Genomic DNA, 16,371 nt, shown 5'->3' with positions numbered 1-16,371 from the left:
TCGGTCCTCCAGGTCAGACGTTGAAACGGTCGGGGTCGGCGGTCTTCCAGTCGGCCGCCCAGGCCTCCGGCGGCTCGGCGAGCAACTGCCCGGGCTCCAGCCACTCGTACAGCTCCTCGTAGGAGCGTTCGGTGCGGGAGTCGATGCGCCGGCGGAGCATGTGCGGGCGCAGGTCGGCGGGGTCGGTGACGCCCATGGACGCCATGATCTCCAGGGCGCTGGCCACGGTCGCCTCCTGGAAGCGCCGCACGCGCGGGGCCTTGTCCCGCACGTCGAGGGCGCGGGCGCGCCGGGGGTCCTGGGTGGCCACGCCGCTGGGGCAGGTGTTGGTGTGGCACCGCTGGGCCTGGATGCAGCCGACGGCGAACATCATCGCTCGCGCGGCGTTGCCGTAGTCGGCGCCTTGGACGAGACGTTTGACCAGGTCGGTGCCGGTGGCGATCTTGCCGCTCGCCCCGATCCGGACGCGGTCGCGCAGTCCCGCGCCGACCAGGGCGTTGTGCACGGTGAGCAGGCCCTCGGTCAGCGGGGCGCCCACGTGGTCGGCGAACTCCATGGGCGCGGCCCCGGTGCCGCCCTCTCCGCCGTCCACGATGATGAAGTCAGGCGCGGTGCCCTCCTCCAGCATGGCCTTGCACACGGCGAGGAACTGCTGCCGCGAGCCCACACACAGCTTGAACCCGGTCGGCTTGCCCCCGGACAGCTCCCGGAGCCGGGCGACGGCGCGGACGAGTTCGCGCGGGGTGGAGAACAGCTTGTGGTACGGCGGCGAGATCACCGTCTGCCCCTGGGGCACGTCGCGTACCTTCGCTATCTCCGCGTTGACCTTGCTCCCCGGCAGGACGCCGCCGATGCCGGGCTTGGCGCCCTGCGACAGCTTCAGGGAGACGCACTTGACGTGGTCGTGCGCGGCCTTGTCGGCGAACTCGGCGGGATCGAAGTCGCCGTCCCGGGTGCGGCAGCCGAAGTAGCCGGTGCCGATCTCCCAGACCAGGTCCCCGCCCGGCCGCAGGTGGTACTCCGACAGACCGCCTTCGCCGGTGTCGTGGGCGAAGCCGCCGGCCGCTGCGCCGCCGTTGAGGGCGAGGATCGCGTTGGCCGACAGCGAGCCGAAGCTCATCGCCGACACGTTCAGCAGCGCCATGTCGTAGGGGTGGCGGCAGTCGGGGCCGCCGATCCGGACCCGCGGCGGCGTGCTCGGCGCCTGGCGCGGGGCCATGGAGGGCACCAGGTACTCGTATCCGGCCAGGTAGACATCGCGTTCGGTGCCGTACGGCTGCTCGGCGTCCGTACCCTTGGCCCGCTCGTAGACGATGGTGCGGACGTCCCGGTCGAAGGGGCGGCCGTCGAAGTTCCGCTCGATGAAGTACTGCTGGAGCTCGGGGCGGATCCGCTCCAGGAGGAAGCGGGCGTGGCCCAGCACGGGATAGTTGCGCAGCACCGAGTGCCGGCGCTGGAGCAGGTCCCAAGCGCCCAGCAGGCCCAGCGCGAGGAGGGGCACGCCGCCGAAGCACCACCATGGCGATGCCAGCACCGCGGCGACGGCCGCGAGGAGGCCGAGTGTCAGGGTCAGGACGACGATTGCAATGCGGGTCACCCTTGGCGGATTGCCCTCGGCCGGCCTTCCAGTCCTGTGGTTCGTCAAGAAACCCGTAAGGGTGGGGTACGCGGCCGACGGCGGCCCGGCGCCGGGTCACGGAACGGAGCGGCGGGAACGCGCGGACCTACGGGCGACGCCGTGCGTTCACGGGACCCTCGGCCGCCGGCAGATCACCAGCGCTACCGTAGGCCGATGCCACCGGCCCCGTACCGTCGCGAGGTCGCGGCAGACCCTCGACGAGCGCTCACCGGCCCGGACGCGACCGCCCCGCCCCGCCCCGCCCCGAACGACAGGACGGCACTCTTGACCACGGACCTCACCCGTTTCGCGCACAGCGTTTTCCAGGCCCAGCCGTTCAGCATGTTCCTGGGCGCCGAACTCACCTCCGTCGGACGGGACTCGGCCGAGATCCGCGTCGTCAACCGGCCCGAGATCCAGCAGCAGCACGGCTTCGTGCACGGCGGAGTCCTCAGTTACCTGGCCGACAACGCGCTGACCTTCGCCGGAGGACTCGCGCTGGGCGGCGACGCGCTCACCGCCGAGTACAAGATCAACTACGTTCGGCCGGCCGTGGGCGATGCCGTCGTCGCCCGCGCCGAGGCGATCGCCACGACCCGGCGGCAGGCCGTGTGCCAGTGCTCGGTCTACGTCGTCTCGGAGCGGGGCGAGGAGCACCTGGTCGCCGTGGCGCAGGGGACGATCGTGCGGGCGGCCAACCCGGAGGACTGAGCCACAGAGGGGCACGTCGAGCGGCGCACCGGCGCCCTTCGCCGGTCCGACGGTGCGCCGGCCGGTCCGCCCGCCGGGTCACGCGTACTGGATGCCCCACAGGTTGCTGTTCTTCTTGACCAGGGCAGACTCATCGGTACCCGAGCCGGCCTGCTGTGAGCGGAGGGGCTCAGCGCAGCCGCCGCGCACGCAGCACCAGGTCGTCGGTATGGTGCGCGCCGGCGCCGCCGTCGGGTGCCACGCGTGGTCGCTGCTCGTTCACCTCCACCTTCCAGTCGTCGGTGAGCAGGGCGGCGACCATCGAGGGCCAGACGTAGTCAGCCGGGTCGAAGCCGCTGTCGTGTGCCTGCTGGGTGTCCATCCCCGCGTGGTGTACGAGCAGCAGCACCCCGCCGGGCGCGACGGCCGCGAGCAGCGCTCGCTCGGCTGCGGCGTCGGGGGTGCGCAGCAGGGCTGGATACTGCGCGGAGACCAGGTCGAAGGAGGCCGGCGGGAGCGCCGCTTCCGTCAGCGCGGCGTGTACCCAGCGAACGGCGACGCCTGCGTCCCGGGCGTGCCCGGCAGCCCGCTCCAGCGCCACGCCCGAGACGTCGAGCGCGGTCACGTCCCAGCCGCCGCGCGCGAGCCAGACGGCGTCCGCGCCCTCGCCGCAGCCGACGTCGAGCACCCGCCCGGGCGTGAGCCCGGCGACCTCGGCCACGAGCGCACCGTTGGGCCGGCCGCTCCACAGCTGTTGTCGGTCGGCGTATCGGTTGTCCCACTCCGCCCGCACCGCGGGGTCTCCGACGTATCCGTCGGCAGGCAAGGAAGTGTCAGACGCGGGCGATCCCGCTGTGATGTCGTCGGTCACGGGCCCAACGTCGCCCATCGTGGCCCGGTCACGCCACTCCTGTTGCCACTCCGGCAAAACGGCGTCCAAGGGGCGAGGAACAGCCAGGCGCAGTTGCATCGGACGCCATCGAAACAGACCGGCCGCGGCATCCTTGGCTGCTCAGGGGGGAGACGGGCGTGTCCACCGGGTGCGGCCGGCGCAGCGGCACGGTGAGCGAGTCGGTCCGGTGGAGTCCGTCGCGGTCGCGCTGCTCACCCTGGTCACGGCCGGCCGGAGCGCCTGGGTGCCGCGGTGACACACGCGGACGCGCCCGACATCGAGGAACGCCCGCGGTTTGCGGAGCGCTGCCGCACCCGTCCGATCGCGCACGTCGCCGCCGAGGCCGGTGTCTTCCGCGCCTGCCGGTCCACGTGGAAGAACCGGTACGACACGCACGGCGAAGCCGGGCTGACACACGCACTGCCGTGCCCGGTCAACTGCCGCTGTGGAGATCGTCTCGTGAGCGTGGGGAAAACGGGAATCACGATCGAGGGCGTATGCCGTGACCGTGCTCCGTGCTTGCCGACGGCCTCGGCATCGGGGCACCCGCCGCCGTCCAGGCTGCCGGCCGTTTCCGCCTCTGACGCACCTCGGCGAAGCCACGGAGCGGTGCGTATCCCGCCTACGGCTTCACGTCGAGACGCACAAGCGCGCCGATCTCCACGAGCTGGTCCGGCAGTGCCAGGTCGGAAATGCCCATGATCGTGCTGGTGGGCCGGTGCGCCCCGAAGTACTCCGCGTGGAGGCGTGCAGCCGTGTCGAAATTCTCCCGAAGGTTCCTCACCAGCACCGTGGTCTCCACGATCTGGCTGCGTTCGGCCCCGAACTGCTGCAGCACCAGATCCAGATTCTCCAACGTGGTTCGGACCTGTAGTCCGAAGTCACCTGCGCCCAGGAAGTTGCCGTCACGGTCGTGGGACAACTGTCCGGACACGTACACCGTGTCACCGACCTGGGTGGCCTGGCTGTACCCGTAAAACGACTCCCATGGCATTCCAAAACCGAATGCCTTCGCTTGAGAAGTCATGACGCACTCCACTTCCATGAAACGGCCCGCGGAACCGTCAGTCACGGAGCGGCCCCCTGTCACAAAGGAAGTTACACATTCGATGCAGGCACACTTGCTCGGTAGCGAAGCCGAACTTTCCTATGCGTGCACTGGCCGGTTCCGGTGACCTTGGCCACCTGAGCGGATGCCCTCATGAGCCGGGAGACAGATGAGGCACGCGAAGCGAAAGCAGGCGAGCTGCTGGCGTCCTGGGCGCGGACGGTGGTCCGCGAGCGTCGCCCTCCAGGGGGAGCGGAGCCCCGGGAGGGACGGTGCGGGCCGTGGTGGGTGGCCTGGCATGGTCTTCTGCGGCGGCGCGGCGTTCCGGACTCTGGGCGCGCCGCCGGCCGGCCGGGCGCAGCGGGCCTTCGCCCCCTTCGGCTCGGCCAGGACCGGCTGGGGCAGCAGGTGTTGACGTGCACGAGCGCGGACTGGAGCAGGTGCAGCGCGAGCATGGAGGTCTCGGCGTGCTCCGTGTCCGGGCCGGTCAGGGCTCCGTCCTTGCCGTAGTGCAGCACCGTGTTCGCGCCGTTCCGGTTCTCCACGACCTGGAGTCCGTGGATCTCGCGGCGCAGGCCGGGGCTGGCGAGGTAGTCGCAGGCGAAGACCGTGTGTGCGGCGCGGCCGAGTTCCTCGGGCGCGGCGTAGGTGTGATGTTCGGGGCCGCCACGGGTGAAGCGCCGCAGCACCTGCTCGGCCTCCGCCGTCCCCAGGCGGGGCGCGGTGGCGTACTTGGCCATCTGGTCGTACTGCTGCTCGATCAGGTCCCAGCGGATGGGCCGGGTCAGCGAGCCGCCGGCGCCGGCCAGCCGGGCGGCGTGTCGTCGGGGCGGTACGGCGGATGCTGCCGATGTTCTTCAGCCGGGGCAGCAGGCGGAAGTGCGGCGGCTCGGTGAAGGCGAACCCGACCACGCTCGCGCGGTGGGTGTCGACGTGGTCGGACTCGATCTCGGCGCCTGTGCAGTGCCTGTCAGGGCCGGTAAGACGTGGCCGCACGCGGCTCGCCGGGCACCGCACGCTCCCGTGCGTGTGCGGACGACCGAACAAACCCGGGCCCCGTCCGGGTCACACCCCCGGGTCAACCCGTGCCGTGTTAACACCAGCTATCCAAGTGCTTTACATGCCTGTCGGAGGATGGTCGGATTCAACCGATCACGATCATGGAGGACATGTGCCCATCCCTTTTTCCCGAATATGTACAACATCAGCCGCTGCGCTGCTCGTTGCCGCCCTCGGCGTTCCGACCGCAGCCCACGGCGCCGATCCCCCGGCCACTGCCGCCGTCTCCCCGACGGAACACAGCGAGCCGCACGGGGCGCCTCTCACCATCACGCTGATCACCGGCGACCAGGTCACGGTGACCCGAGGACCGGACAACGCCGTGTCGGTGCAAGGCGTCCAGCGCCCACCGGGAGCCGCCGGCTCGGTGCGTGTCACCGTGGAGAACGGTGACACGTATGTATACCCGGACGAAGCCATGGCCTACGTCGCGACCGGCAGACTCGACCGGCAGCTCTTCAACGTCACCCAGCTGATCGCCCAGGGCTACGACGACGCACACACCAGCGCCCTGCCCCTGATCACGACCCGCGCGCAGGGCGCCGCCACGGCCAGGACCGGCAACGGCACCGACCTGCCGGGCGCCCGGACCACCGCCCAACTCCCCGCCATCCGGGCGCAGGCCGTCCACGCCCAGCACACGAAGGCCGCCGCCTTCTGGACGGCCCTCACCGCCACCGCGAACTCCAACGCCCAGCGGTCCGCCGACGGCGCCACCACCCCGTCGTTCACCGCCGGCATCGGCAAGGTGTGGCTCGACGCCAAGGCCCACGCCGACCTGGTCGACACCACCGCGCAGATCGGCGCCCCCCAGGCCTGGTCCGCCGACGGCACCGGCGCCGGGGTGCGGGTCGCCGTACTGGACTCCGGCGTCGACACCACCCACCCCGACCTCGCCCCGCGCATCATCGGCACCCGGAGCTTCGTCCCGGGCGAGGACGTCATCGACCACAACGGCCACGGCACCCACACCGCCTCCACCGTCGCCGGAACCGGCGCCGCGTCCGGCGGCAAGGAACGAGGCGTCGCCCCGGATGCCGACCTGCTCGTCGGCAAGGTGCTCGACGACTCCGGTTCCGGCGCGATGTCTCAGATCATCGCGGGCATGGAGTGGGCGGCCCGCACCGAGCACGCCAAGGTGATCAACATGAGCCTGGGCACACCGGTCTGGCACACCCAGGACGACCCCCTGAGCCAGGCGGTCAACCAGCTCAGCGCGGAGACCGGGGCCCTCTTCGTGATCGCCGCGGGCAACACCGGCAACAACCCCTACAGCGTGAGCTCACCGGGCACCGCCGACGCCGCCCTCACTGTCGGCGCGGTCGACGCCTCCGACCAGCTCGCCGGGTTCTCCAGCACCGGGCCGCGGCAGAACGACGACGGCCTCAAGCCCGACATCACCGCACCCGGCGTCGACGTACTGGCCGCGCGGTCGCAGTACTCGCAAGGCGGCGAAGGCTACTACCGCACCGACAGCGGCACCTCCATGGCAGCCCCGCACGTCGCCGGCGCGGCCGTCCTGCTCGCCCAGAAACACCCGCAGTGGACCGGTGCGGACATCAAGAACGCGCTGATGAGCACCAGCGCGCCGACCCCCGCCTACAGCCCCTACCAGGCAGGCGCCGGCCGTGTCGACGTCGCCGCCGCCTACCTGAACGACCACATCATCGCCAGCGGCTCGGTGGACGCCGGACTCGTCCGCTGGTCGGCGAACCACCAGCACGCGCCGGTCGAGCGGCACCTCACCTACCGCAACACCACCGACCGCGCCGTCACGCTCGCCCTCTCCGTCGACCCCGGCACCTCGCCCGCCGGAGTGTTCACACCGGCCGCCTCCCATGTCACCGTGCCGGCCCACGGCACCACCACGGTCGGTCTCCTCGCCGACCCGAAGGGGCTGGCGCCGGGACAGTACGGCGCACAGGTCGTCGCCCGCTCCGCGACGGGCGCCGTCCACACGGTCGTGGGGATGTCCGTCGAGTCCGAGAAGTACGACCTGACGGTCCACCTCAAGGACCGGCACGGCAAGCCCGTAGACAACGATGTCGAGATCACCGGCGCGGACGGACGGACCACCATCATGTGGGTGTCGAACGGAACGCTCACCACCCGCCTGGCCCCCGGCTCGTACACGATCGTCTCCACCCTGGACGTCGAGGGACGCCACGGCCCCCACTCCCTCGGCTACGCCGTACTGACCGACCCCGAACTCGACCTGACCGGCGACCGGGACGTCGTCCTGGACGCCTCCCGCGTCCGCCGGATCAAGGTGGACACCCCCAAGCCCACATCCGTCACCACCAGCAGGATCGACCTGTTCCGCTCCTTCACCTCGAACACCCCGTCCCCCGGCGACGGACAGGCCCTGCACGAGATCCTCATGCCCTCGCCCGCCTACGACAGCCTGTGGGCGCTGCCCACCAAGGGACGGGTGAAGAAGGGCAGCTTCGTCTTCACCACCCGCATCCGCGCCAAGCAAACCCCCCTGAAGATCAGCTACCGCGGCGGGCACACCCTCGACGACACCCTGCTGACACAACCCGGAAGCCACCCCTTCCCGGACGGCACCACCCACGTCGACGCCGTCTTCGCCGGCACCGGCACGGCCGCCGAGTACGCCGGCCTCGACGCCCGCGGCAGGGCCGTCGTCGTCCGGCACAGCACCGAGGTGACCGCCACCGACCAGGCCGCCGCGGCACACACCGCGGGCGCGGCGATGCTCCTCGTCGTCAACGACGGCGACGGCCGCGGAGTCGACTGGTACGGCGACCCGGACGGCAGAACGGCCGGACGACTCCCCGTCACCTCGCTCACCCGGGACGAGGGCGAGGATCTGATCAGCAGCATCCACGACGCGAGCCGCAACCGGCTGGAGCTGGCCGTCCAGGCGCACCCCTCGCCCGCCTACCTGTACGACCTGGCCGACTACCACCAGGGAGGCGTGCCGGACGACCCGTCCGCGAAGACCGATCCCGAGCATCTCGCGCGCATCGACAACACCTTCGCCCCGCCGGCCGGCAAGCAGGTCACCGAGAGCCGCGAGGACAGCCCGCCGTACGAGTACTGGCCGGCCGCCTACCCCTACGCGGGGTTCGGCATGACACGCGTGCCGCCCTTCCCGCGCGAGCCGGTCGCCGCGGGCCACCGCACCGACTGGGTGTCCACCGGGAACGGCGTCAAGTGGCAGCAGTACGCGGCCATCGAGGGCTGGTCGACCTTCACCGACGTCGTCGGCTACCAGCCCGGCAGCGTCCACGACGAGCACTGGTTCGGACCCGTCGTCCGGCCACGCATGGTCGGTTTCGAGGTGCCGCACCGCGTCGGCAACGCCATGGGCGGCACGCTCGCGGGCTTCGGCGACGGAGGATCCGCCCACAGCGGCGACACCAGCCTCATGACGCGCAGCTTCGCGCTCTACCAGGGGGACACCCTGCTGGTACGGAACGGAGCCCGACCGGACTTCGGCGTGGGCGACCTGCCGCCGCAGACGCTCCCGTACCGGCTCGTCGCCGACACCCTGTCCGACAGCGACCTCCTGCCGTACTCCAGGACCACCCACACCGAGTGGACCTTCCACTCCGGCACCGCCGACGACCAGGCCCTCCCACTCGTCCAGCTCGACTACGGCACGGACGTGGACCTCGCCGGGCGCGCCAAGCGCACCTCGCCGTTCTCCGTCCGGCCCGTCGTCCTCGGCAGCACCGCCACCGACGACACCGTCACCACGGTCCGCCTCGACGTCTCCTACGACGACGGGGCGACCTGGCACCGGCAGGACCTGAAGCGGAACAAGGACACCTGGCAGACTCTGCTGCACGCCCCCTCCCGGGCCGCTTACGTGTCCTTCCGCGTCACCGCCGAGCAGCGCGACGGCGACGGCGTCACCCAGACCGTCACCCGTGCCCTCGGCCTGCGCTGACCCCACGCCACGGCCGGTGCCCCACGCCCCGGCGTGGGGCACCCGCGGAACGCGATGAGACAGCCCGGCCCGCGGCATGTTCATCGGCGCGGTCATCACGGGCGACGACCGTACGCGCCTGTATGTCCGTAGTCCGGCCCCGTCTCCGCCGGGCCGGACTCCGACGGAACCGTCTGGGTCACCCGGAACCGATCGGCACCGCACCAGGGATCGTCGGCCGGATCCGTGACCAGCTCGCTGGGCGAAACAGCACCTCATCCCCGCCGTCAAGCCGGTCGGCCGTTCCAAGGACGCCTCCGGCTTCGTCGCGCTGCCTCGCCGCTGGGTCGTCGAGAGGTCGCTCGCGTGGATGCCGTCACCCTCATGACCCTGTCCTGGACGGCAAGGCCCGGATCAGCGTGCGAAAGCTGTCATGGCGGACGATTCGCAAGGCGATCCGTCACCCGAGCGGGGTGCGAGCTGGGGTCAAGGGCCCAGCGTCCAGATGAGCGGCGATGCGCGTGATCGTCCCGATGTTGTCCTCGAACAGATGCGCCTGCATGCCCGCCGCTCGGGCGGCCTCGACGTTGGTTGCGACGTCGTCTATGAAGAGACAGCTCTCCGGCCCCACCTCCAAGCTAGCGCAAGCAGCTTCGAAGGCACGCAGGTCAGGCTTCTCAACGCCGATCTCGTGCGAGTAGACGATCTGATCGACCAGTTCGCCGAATCGGTACAGCGAGGTCGCCCGCTCCCGAGCCCCGACGAAACTGTTGCTCAGGATGCCCAGCCCGCATCGTCCCCGCACCCCCGCACATAGGCGATGAGTTCCTCGTTCGGTGTTCCCAGATACTCCGCCCACAGGTCAGTCATGAAGGCTCCGACCTGGTGAACGTCGAGACCCAAGCGTGATTCTGCGTGCCGTCAGCCGCATCCAAGCCTCGCTGATTGACGCCTGACCTGCTCATCGGCGTTCAGACATCACTCGGAGTTGATCTGTGGCACTGGGGAAGCGTTGGCGAGGGCGTCACGCTTCCGGGAGGAACCTGCGAGGAACCCGCACGCGAAGACCGGCTCCCCGGCTGGTGCACCGAACCCATTTCCCACCCCGGCCCAGGCAGGCCACCAGGCTCGAAGAACCGCCACCCGGCCACCCGACACGACGTGGACGAAGTCCTCGCCACCGGCGAGGCGTTCAGCCGCCCCACCCCCTGGGCCTTCCCCCTGGACCAGGTCGCCGAGGGCTGCCGGGAGATGGACGAGCGCCGCGCGGTCAAGGCCCTCCTGGAGCTCCGACCGCGCGGCCGCGGGGGGTTACTGGCCGACCGGGTTGAGGTAGGTGCCCGGGTGGGTGGCGCCGTCCTGCTTCAGGATCTGGCCGCCGAACGGCCACTTCAGGGTGAAGTGCTTCGTCTCGTTCGGCGGGGTGACCAGGAACTTCGCGGGAACGAACTTCTCCTTCTGCGGTGTGGACCTGGCAACGGGGAGCAGGTCGATGCTGAAGTCCGTCGTGTCCCCACGCCCCAGGGTGATCTTCGTGGGCTTCTTGGAGGAGCGTGCCAGCGACCAGGTGCCGTCGGTCCTCTGGGCGCCGACCATGTCGACACCGGCGAAGCCGGACAGGGTGCAGGTGCGGTTGCTCGTGTTGGTGAACCAGATGAACGCCTGTGTCTGCTTCCCGGTCCGCCCCATCTCCGGCTTCGCGTCGTCCCCGGTGGCGAAACCGGCCTTCAGGTCGGCGGTGTGGCAACGCGTCGGCGCGGCCTTGGTGGTGGCGGCCGAGGCCGGGACGGCGGCGACGGCGGTGCCGGCGGCGACGATCGCCGCAAGGGCGACGGTGGTCATTTTGGTCTTCATGGCGTGTTCGGTTCCCCTCGAATACGACTCGGTGCGCGAGGTCAGTGCGCACCCGCACCTGGAGACGCTGATTGTGCGGCGGCGGTTCGGTGTGCCGGGCAACCTTTTCCGTCGCGTACGGTGCGGGCATGGCACCGCCTCTGCCCGCCGCCTTCGCCTCGGACCCGGGCCGGGTCGGGCATCACAGTCGTCATCGTGCCGGCCGACGGCCCCGGCGGAAGCCCCGCTGGCCGCCTGCTGGACCATGATCAACTTTAGCGCCCACGCCGTACCGCCCCGAAGCCGTGCACAGCTCAGCGCCGGTCGGACCCGTGGGGGAGGCCGAAGGACCCCTGCCCGCCCGTACATACGCCATCACACCGCCGTAGCGGTGGAGGACCTGCCGGGGCTGGCCGCTGCGGTCGGCCCGCTTGCGGCCGCCGCCGCTCTGGCCGGCGTTCCGGATGCGGGCGCCGCCGGCTACGCCCTGGTGCTGCGGCGCCTCGTGGGGTCCGCCCCCGCCGTCTGGACCGCCGACGCCCCCGGGTGCTGGAGGCCCTGGCCCGGCCGGAGCTCGCCGTGTTCTGGCCCGTGTGCACCCTCCCCCACAAACGGGGCATCGGCCACCGCTACGCCGACGTGCTGCGCGAACGGGAGATCCTGGAACGGGCCTGGCGGCGCGACCCGCGCTCCGGCCCCGACTCCGAGGAGGCCGACGAACTCTCCCGCTTCAAGCGAGGCCGACACGCGCCCCACCTGGCCGACACCGACCCCATCCCGCTGATCGGCGTGACCCAGCTCTACCGGCGGGACGTGCCCGGCTTGCCCGACACCGATGCAGGCGACGTGCTCCAGGTGTTCTGGTGCCCCTTCGAACGGCACGGCGAGAGCCGCCACGAGATGCACGTCGAACTGAGGTGGCGGCACTCGCAGGACACGGGCACACCACTGACCGAGCAGCCGGCCCCCGAGGTCGTCGGCCGCCCCGAACTCGTCCCCTCGCCCTGCGCCCTGCACCCCGAGGAAGTCATCGAGCACCCATGGTTCGAAGAGCTCCCCGAGACCGTGCGGGAGCGCATCGAAGCGTGGGAGGAAGAGCAGCAAGAGGACGAAGGCGACGACCGAAACGAACAGTACATCTACGATTTGTCCACGGCCCCCGGCTGGAAAGTCGGCGGTTACATCGCCTGGAACCTCACCGGGCCCACACGCCTTGCCTGCCCGGTCTGCGACGCGGGGCTCACCCCGCTGCTCACCGTCGACCAGCGTGAATGGGATCCCGCCACCAGTTGGGTCCCCTACGAGGACCGACAGGACATCGGGGTCATGGGCGCCAACGTGCCCCCAGACGTCTCACCGGGCCGGGGTCGGCTGATCATCGCCGTCTGCCCCCGCGACCCGCACCACCCGTTCCGCCTCGTCACTCAATGAGCGTCACGACTGCCGGCAGCTCGCGCAAGGAGGCGTTCGGACCTGGATCACGACCCTGCAGTGCCCCTCCGCCTGGGCCAGCGAGAAGCACACCCGGGCCGTCGCTCATCCGCGCCGGCGCTGCCGCTCCGCTTCTGAACGGTCTGGTCCTCGCCCCGAGTAACCTGTCCTTCGGCGGAACCGTGCGGCGCGGCGGCGATGGCGGGCAGCATCAGTCCGTCCGAGGCGTGGTCCGGGGACAGGCCGGCGTGCAGCGGCCACGGCGCCCACAGCGCGTCCGGCTCGTCGCCGCGGAACGGGCTGCGGCAATACGAGCGGCCGCTGGTGACGGTGGCCACAGCCATGCCTCGGTACCGTCGAAACGCTCACGGCGCAGCAGTCTCACGACGTGGCGGAGGACGCGCGGCGAGCGCAGTTCGTCGCCCAGGATGCCGCCCACGGCGTCGATGTTGTCGAGGAACCGCTGCAGCATGGCGAGGTAGGCAGCCCGGTCCTCCGCGTGGCCGAACGTCTCCGCCGTGGCCGCGGGGTCGCGGTGGGCGAGGACCACGCGGCCGTCGTCGGTGACGGTACCCGTCACGAGATCATCGGTGTTGCGGTACTCCAGACCGCGACGGTGCAGGACCTCGCCGAGCGCGACGCGACCCTGCCTCCCACCCACCTTCCTCCCGGGAGCCGGGCACCTCCAAAGGGAGCAGCCCACCCGTAGGCGCGCGTGTCCGGCTCCCGGGTACGACGTCACCGGGCCGACGTCGCTCAGTCGACGGCCCCGGCCCGCGAGGTGCCGAAGCGGACTTCAATCGACTGCGAGGAGCGGATCCATCCGAGCCGCACCGTGGGGTCGAAGCCGGCACGGCGCACGCCGAGGAGGGCGACGGCTTGCTCGGGTCCGAGCGGGCTGTCGGCGGCGACCAGGCCCGTCAGGTCCTGACCTGTCCTGGGTGGTGCAGCGTCTCGTCCAGGTTCGTACTCAGGTCGACCAGTACGCCGCTGTCGACGAACCGCCGGATCAGGAAGGCCGTCACGTTCGCCCTCTCGCCGAGCACGTTCGGCGTGCCGAGCGCGTCGGCGATCCGGTCGGTTACCGCGCCACCAGGAGGCGGGCCACGCCTGCACTCTCAGGGCGCGCAGCCCCGACCCCGGCTGGTCGGATGGCTACGCGCCCTGAGATGACAGAAAATTCGAACAAACGATCTAATGTGCGTATGGACGTGACCGACTTCCCCGACGACCTGGTGCGGACGCAAGCCGCCTGGAACGCCACCTACCAAGCGCTAGCCGCGCTCCGCCCCCGCGATACCGCCGCCCTGCGCCGGCGCCTGCTGCTCCTGTCCGCAAGGCTGTGGTGGCACCCTTACTGGGAGACCGCCCCCTCAGTGCCGGCGGCGCGCTGCGAGCTGCGCCAACTGGCCCGTGCCCGGCAAGCCGTCCGGCCGCGTGACCCTGTGTCTCGGGAAACAGGACCAGGTGGCGGCACAGGTTGCGCCTATCTGTAGCGCCACGGGTTGCGCCAGGTGTCGCTCGGCCCGCCGGAGCACCTCGCGTCCGTGAAGGCCGCCATGCCGAAGAACGACCGCACGCCCTCTGCCGCCCGCACACGGCCAACGCGGCGCCCGTGCCTGCCTCCTGGCGGCGTCTTGTCGCCGTGGCGCTCCTGAGCGGAGCCGTCCGCAGCATCGGAGGCTCGCTGACCGGCTTTGTCGTGACCTGGTGGCAGCACTACTGACACCCCGCCCGTTGCGAGCCTCGCGGCAGGGTACGTGGTAGGTGCCGTCTGCGGGGCGGCGAAGCCTGGCTTTCCTGACATCTCAGGCGAGCTCTTGTCCAGGCTCACGTGCCATCAGGAGGACAGTATGGGGATCGGCCGCAGAATCGAGAACATAGAGGACGGTACTCGCGGTCATCCGTGGGGCAGCTTTATCGCAGCGTTCCTCGCCGTCTACCTGCTGATCGGCATCGTGATGACCGTGACTGGTTCGTCGGCCAGGCAAGCATGGTTGGCACCGCTGCCCGCACTGCTCGTCGTCGCAGCCGGCATCGGTGTAACCCGAGCCCGCCGCCGTACCTGACCGCTTCACCCTCCACCCTCAACGGGAGTCCTGGAACTCATCGGCACCGGAGCCGCCGGGTTCTGCGACGACCGGAAAAGGGACGCTCCCACCTACGCGGATGCCTACAGGAATCCATCAGCAGGGAACCCGGCGCGGCCAGGAAGTGACAGGCGCCGGACCGGTTCACTCGCTGCGTTCGCCGGGTCATGGAGGCCATGCCCGGGTACGAGCGCGAGGCGAACTCGCTGGCGTCCGTCAAGCCGTGGCCGCTGATCGCCGCGCGCATGCAAGCCGGTCGAGCGGCTCCTTGCCCGCCTGCTACAGGACACGTCCCGGCAGAACGAGAAGGGACCGATGCCTGGCTCCTATCTGGGGCAGACGGCCAGCAATGCGCTGCGCCGTCCAGTGGGAGAAGCGGCCGGTGCGTCGACGGGACGGGTGGCCGCGGCGGCGGCCCGGGCCCCAGTCGCCGACCGTGGGCCCTGCCGGCGGGCGGCCGGGGGAGAGTGCCATGCCCACGGGCCCTGGCGTTCGCGGCTCGGCAGTAAGAATCGTCAGGCCGGGCTCGCACCGCCATGGACGACGATCGGTAGAGGTACCGCTACGAGCGTGGCCGCCCCCGTCACAGCTGCGGCAGGCGGGAATCGGGCCCGAGGCGAAAGAGTTTCCTCACTTATGACCGATCCATCCAGTAGTGACGACTTTCCTGTATTTCCATCCGATTCGATACGTGCGGTGCTGGCGGCCGACCGCGTCGGCACACTGCAGCAGATATCCGCCCTGAGTCGCGAGTTCGAAGGGATCGTCGAGGCGAACGCCCTGGTGGCCATTGACGACGAGCACGACCCGGAGGGGGCGAGCACGGCCTTCGAGCGGGCGCACGTCGCTGCCCTGCTGTCCCGGGCGCGCGAGCATCTGGACGATCTTGATCACGCCCTGGAGCGATTGGAGAGGGGCGACTACGGGCGCTGCGAGCGGTGTGGTGAGCCGATCCCGACGGGGCGCCTCGAAGTTCGCCCGGCGGCGAAAACCTGCGTGCGCTGCGCGTCTGCGGCTCGTTGAAGCGTGCATGGTCGAGGGCGCGAGCAGCCTGCGCGACCCGCGTGCCGGCCGTGTGTTCGGCCGCGAGGCGGGATGCACGCCCGATGCGGCTGACCGGGCCCCGCCTACCGCGTCCCGCGGCACCGTCTCGGGCTTCTCGCCGTCGGCGTCGAAGATCAGGTTCTTGAAGCTGCCCGTCGGCCCGTTGCGGAACCGGGCCTCGTACTCCAGCTCCCGCAGTTCCTCCAGCGCGTCCCCTAGTCGGGCCGAGGAGCTTCTCCACGCGGTCGCGGCGGACCTGCCAGCCGCCGCTCATGTCGTTGGCACGCCAGTACGAACCGAAGCCGCGCGGGCCGTCGAACGCCCGAAACGGTCACACCGGGGGCTCGAGGCGAGACGCTCGATCACGGCGCGGCCGGTGCGCGTCATCCTCCGCGAAACCGCCGGCCGGCCCGAGCGCGGTGTCACCGGTCGACCTCACGCACTCGAACCGGGTCAGCCGCGCCTCCACCTCCGCCGCAGCATCACCCACCGGCGGCCCGGTCGGCACCGTCGCGCCCGTGCCGTACTCCTCCCTGGTCAGCACGGTCACCGAAGCGTGCGACGGCCACGTGGAAGATGACACCACCGTCCTGTGAGATGGTCACACCTGCTGAGCGACAGTGCCGGGGAGCCGTGACCGTACCGACGATCGCCTTGTTCGTTCCGTGGTCTCCGTGTGGGTACCGGGCCGGCGGGTAGCCGATGGGCGTGACCGCATCCGCCATCGCCGTCCTCGACATCGACGGGACACTCAGGGAGGTCGACGAG

The 16,371-nt window shown here is 70.8% G+C and carries 11 protein-coding genes and 2 pseudogenes; 6 read left to right on the top strand and 7 right to left on the bottom strand.

Annotated elements, in window-relative coordinates:
* Positions 1-13 precede the first annotated feature (13 nt).
* Positions 14-1,597, bottom strand: a complete 1,584-nt coding sequence (locus ACZ5DC_RS32300; RefSeq protein ID WP_468658567.1) for an FMN-binding glutamate synthase family protein — start codon at positions 1,595-1,597, stop codon at positions 14-16.
* Between the two features lie 306 nt (positions 1,598-1,903).
* Here ACZ5DC_RS32300 and ACZ5DC_RS32295 point away from each other — a divergent pair, with 306 nt between their 5' ends.
* A complete protein-coding gene (locus tag ACZ5DC_RS32295; RefSeq protein WP_468658565.1) occupies positions 1,904-2,329 on the top strand; it encodes a PaaI family thioesterase in 426 nt (141 codons plus the stop codon).
* Positions 2,330-2,498: 169 nt separating this feature from the next.
* On the opposite strand, the gene ACZ5DC_RS32290 is transcribed toward ACZ5DC_RS32295, so the two are convergent.
* The 3 genes from ACZ5DC_RS32290 to ACZ5DC_RS32280 form a co-directional block, all read right to left on the bottom strand.
* Positions 2,499-3,179 (bottom strand): class I SAM-dependent methyltransferase, encoded by a 681-nt coding sequence (locus tag ACZ5DC_RS32290; RefSeq protein ID WP_468658563.1) that lies wholly within the window; start codon positions 3,177-3,179, stop codon positions 2,499-2,501.
* A gap of 643 nt (positions 3,180-3,822) precedes the next feature.
* The gene (locus ACZ5DC_RS32285) at positions 3,823-4,272 is read right to left on the bottom strand and encodes a RidA family protein (RefSeq protein ID WP_468658561.1); all 450 of its coding nucleotides are present in this window, start codon (positions 4,270-4,272) and stop codon (positions 3,823-3,825) included.
* 26 nt (positions 4,273-4,298) lie between these two features.
* Positions 4,299-5,009 carry a Tn3 family transposase gene (locus ACZ5DC_RS32280; protein WP_468658690.1) on the bottom strand — a complete coding sequence of 237 codons (711 nt, stop codon included), beginning with the start codon at positions 5,007-5,009 and terminating at the stop codon, positions 4,299-4,301.
* Positions 5,010-5,419: 410 nt separating this feature from the next.
* Here ACZ5DC_RS32280 and ACZ5DC_RS32275 point away from each other — a divergent pair, with 410 nt between their 5' ends.
* Complete coding sequence (locus ACZ5DC_RS32275) at positions 5,420-9,226, top strand: S8 family serine peptidase (protein ID WP_468658559.1); 3,807 nt, start codon at positions 5,420-5,422, stop codon at positions 9,224-9,226.
* Positions 9,227-9,464: 238 nt separating this feature from the next.
* Positions 9,465-9,578 (top strand): annotated as a pseudogene (locus ACZ5DC_RS32270) (IS5-like element IS4811 family transposase); the annotation flags it as partial.
* Between the two features lie 87 nt (positions 9,579-9,665).
* Here the strand turns inward: ACZ5DC_RS32270 and ACZ5DC_RS32265 are convergent.
* Positions 9,666-10,111, bottom strand: a pseudogene (locus tag ACZ5DC_RS32265) (HAD-IA family hydrolase); the annotation flags it as partial.
* A 405-nt stretch (positions 10,112-10,516) separates the two neighbouring features.
* Entirely contained in the window at positions 10,517-11,059 is a 543-nt protein-coding gene (locus ACZ5DC_RS32260) for a DUF4232 domain-containing protein (RefSeq protein ID WP_468658557.1), read from the bottom strand.
* A 558-nt stretch (positions 11,060-11,617) separates the two neighbouring features.
* Between ACZ5DC_RS32260 and ACZ5DC_RS32255 the strand changes: the two genes are divergently transcribed.
* Positions 11,618-12,469 (top strand): hypothetical protein, encoded by an 852-nt coding sequence (locus ACZ5DC_RS32255; protein ID WP_468658555.1) that lies wholly within the window; start codon positions 11,618-11,620, stop codon positions 12,467-12,469.
* A 211-nt stretch (positions 12,470-12,680) separates the two neighbouring features.
* Here ACZ5DC_RS32255 and ACZ5DC_RS32250 read toward each other — a convergent pair whose 3' ends face one another.
* Positions 12,681-13,130: a hypothetical protein gene (locus tag ACZ5DC_RS32250; RefSeq protein WP_468658551.1), complete on the bottom strand. Its 450-nt coding sequence runs from the start codon at positions 13,128-13,130 to the stop codon at positions 12,681-12,683.
* A 1,192-nt stretch (positions 13,131-14,322) separates the two neighbouring features.
* On the opposite strand from ACZ5DC_RS32250, the gene ACZ5DC_RS32245 reads away from it, so the two are divergent.
* On the top strand, positions 14,323-14,538 hold the full coding sequence (locus tag ACZ5DC_RS32245; RefSeq protein ID WP_468658549.1) for a hypothetical protein: 216 nt from the start codon (positions 14,323-14,325) through the stop codon (positions 14,536-14,538).
* Positions 14,539-15,195: 657 nt separating this feature from the next.
* Positions 15,196-15,582 carry a TraR/DksA family transcriptional regulator gene (locus ACZ5DC_RS32240; protein WP_468658547.1) on the top strand — a complete coding sequence of 129 codons (387 nt, stop codon included), beginning with the start codon at positions 15,196-15,198 and terminating at the stop codon, positions 15,580-15,582.
* The last annotated feature ends 789 nt before the right edge of the window (positions 15,583-16,371 follow it).

Source organism: Streptomyces sp. NPDC031445 (assembly GCF_055581365.1).
This window is presented reverse-complemented; position numbering and strand designations above follow the sequence as displayed.

Excerpts from the sequence above, each read along its gene's own strand:
- ACZ5DC_RS32260 (WP_468658557.1), bottom strand. The coding sequence starts at position 11,059 with ATGAAGACCAAAATGACCACCGTCGCCCTTGCGGCGATCGTCGCCGCC.
- ACZ5DC_RS32245 (WP_468658549.1), top strand. The coding sequence starts at position 14,323 with ATGGGGATCGGCCGCAGAATCGAGAACATAGAGGACGGTACTCGCGGT.
- ACZ5DC_RS32240 (WP_468658547.1), top strand. The coding sequence starts at position 15,196 with ATGACCGATCCATCCAGTAGTGACGACTTTCCTGTATTTCCATCCGAT.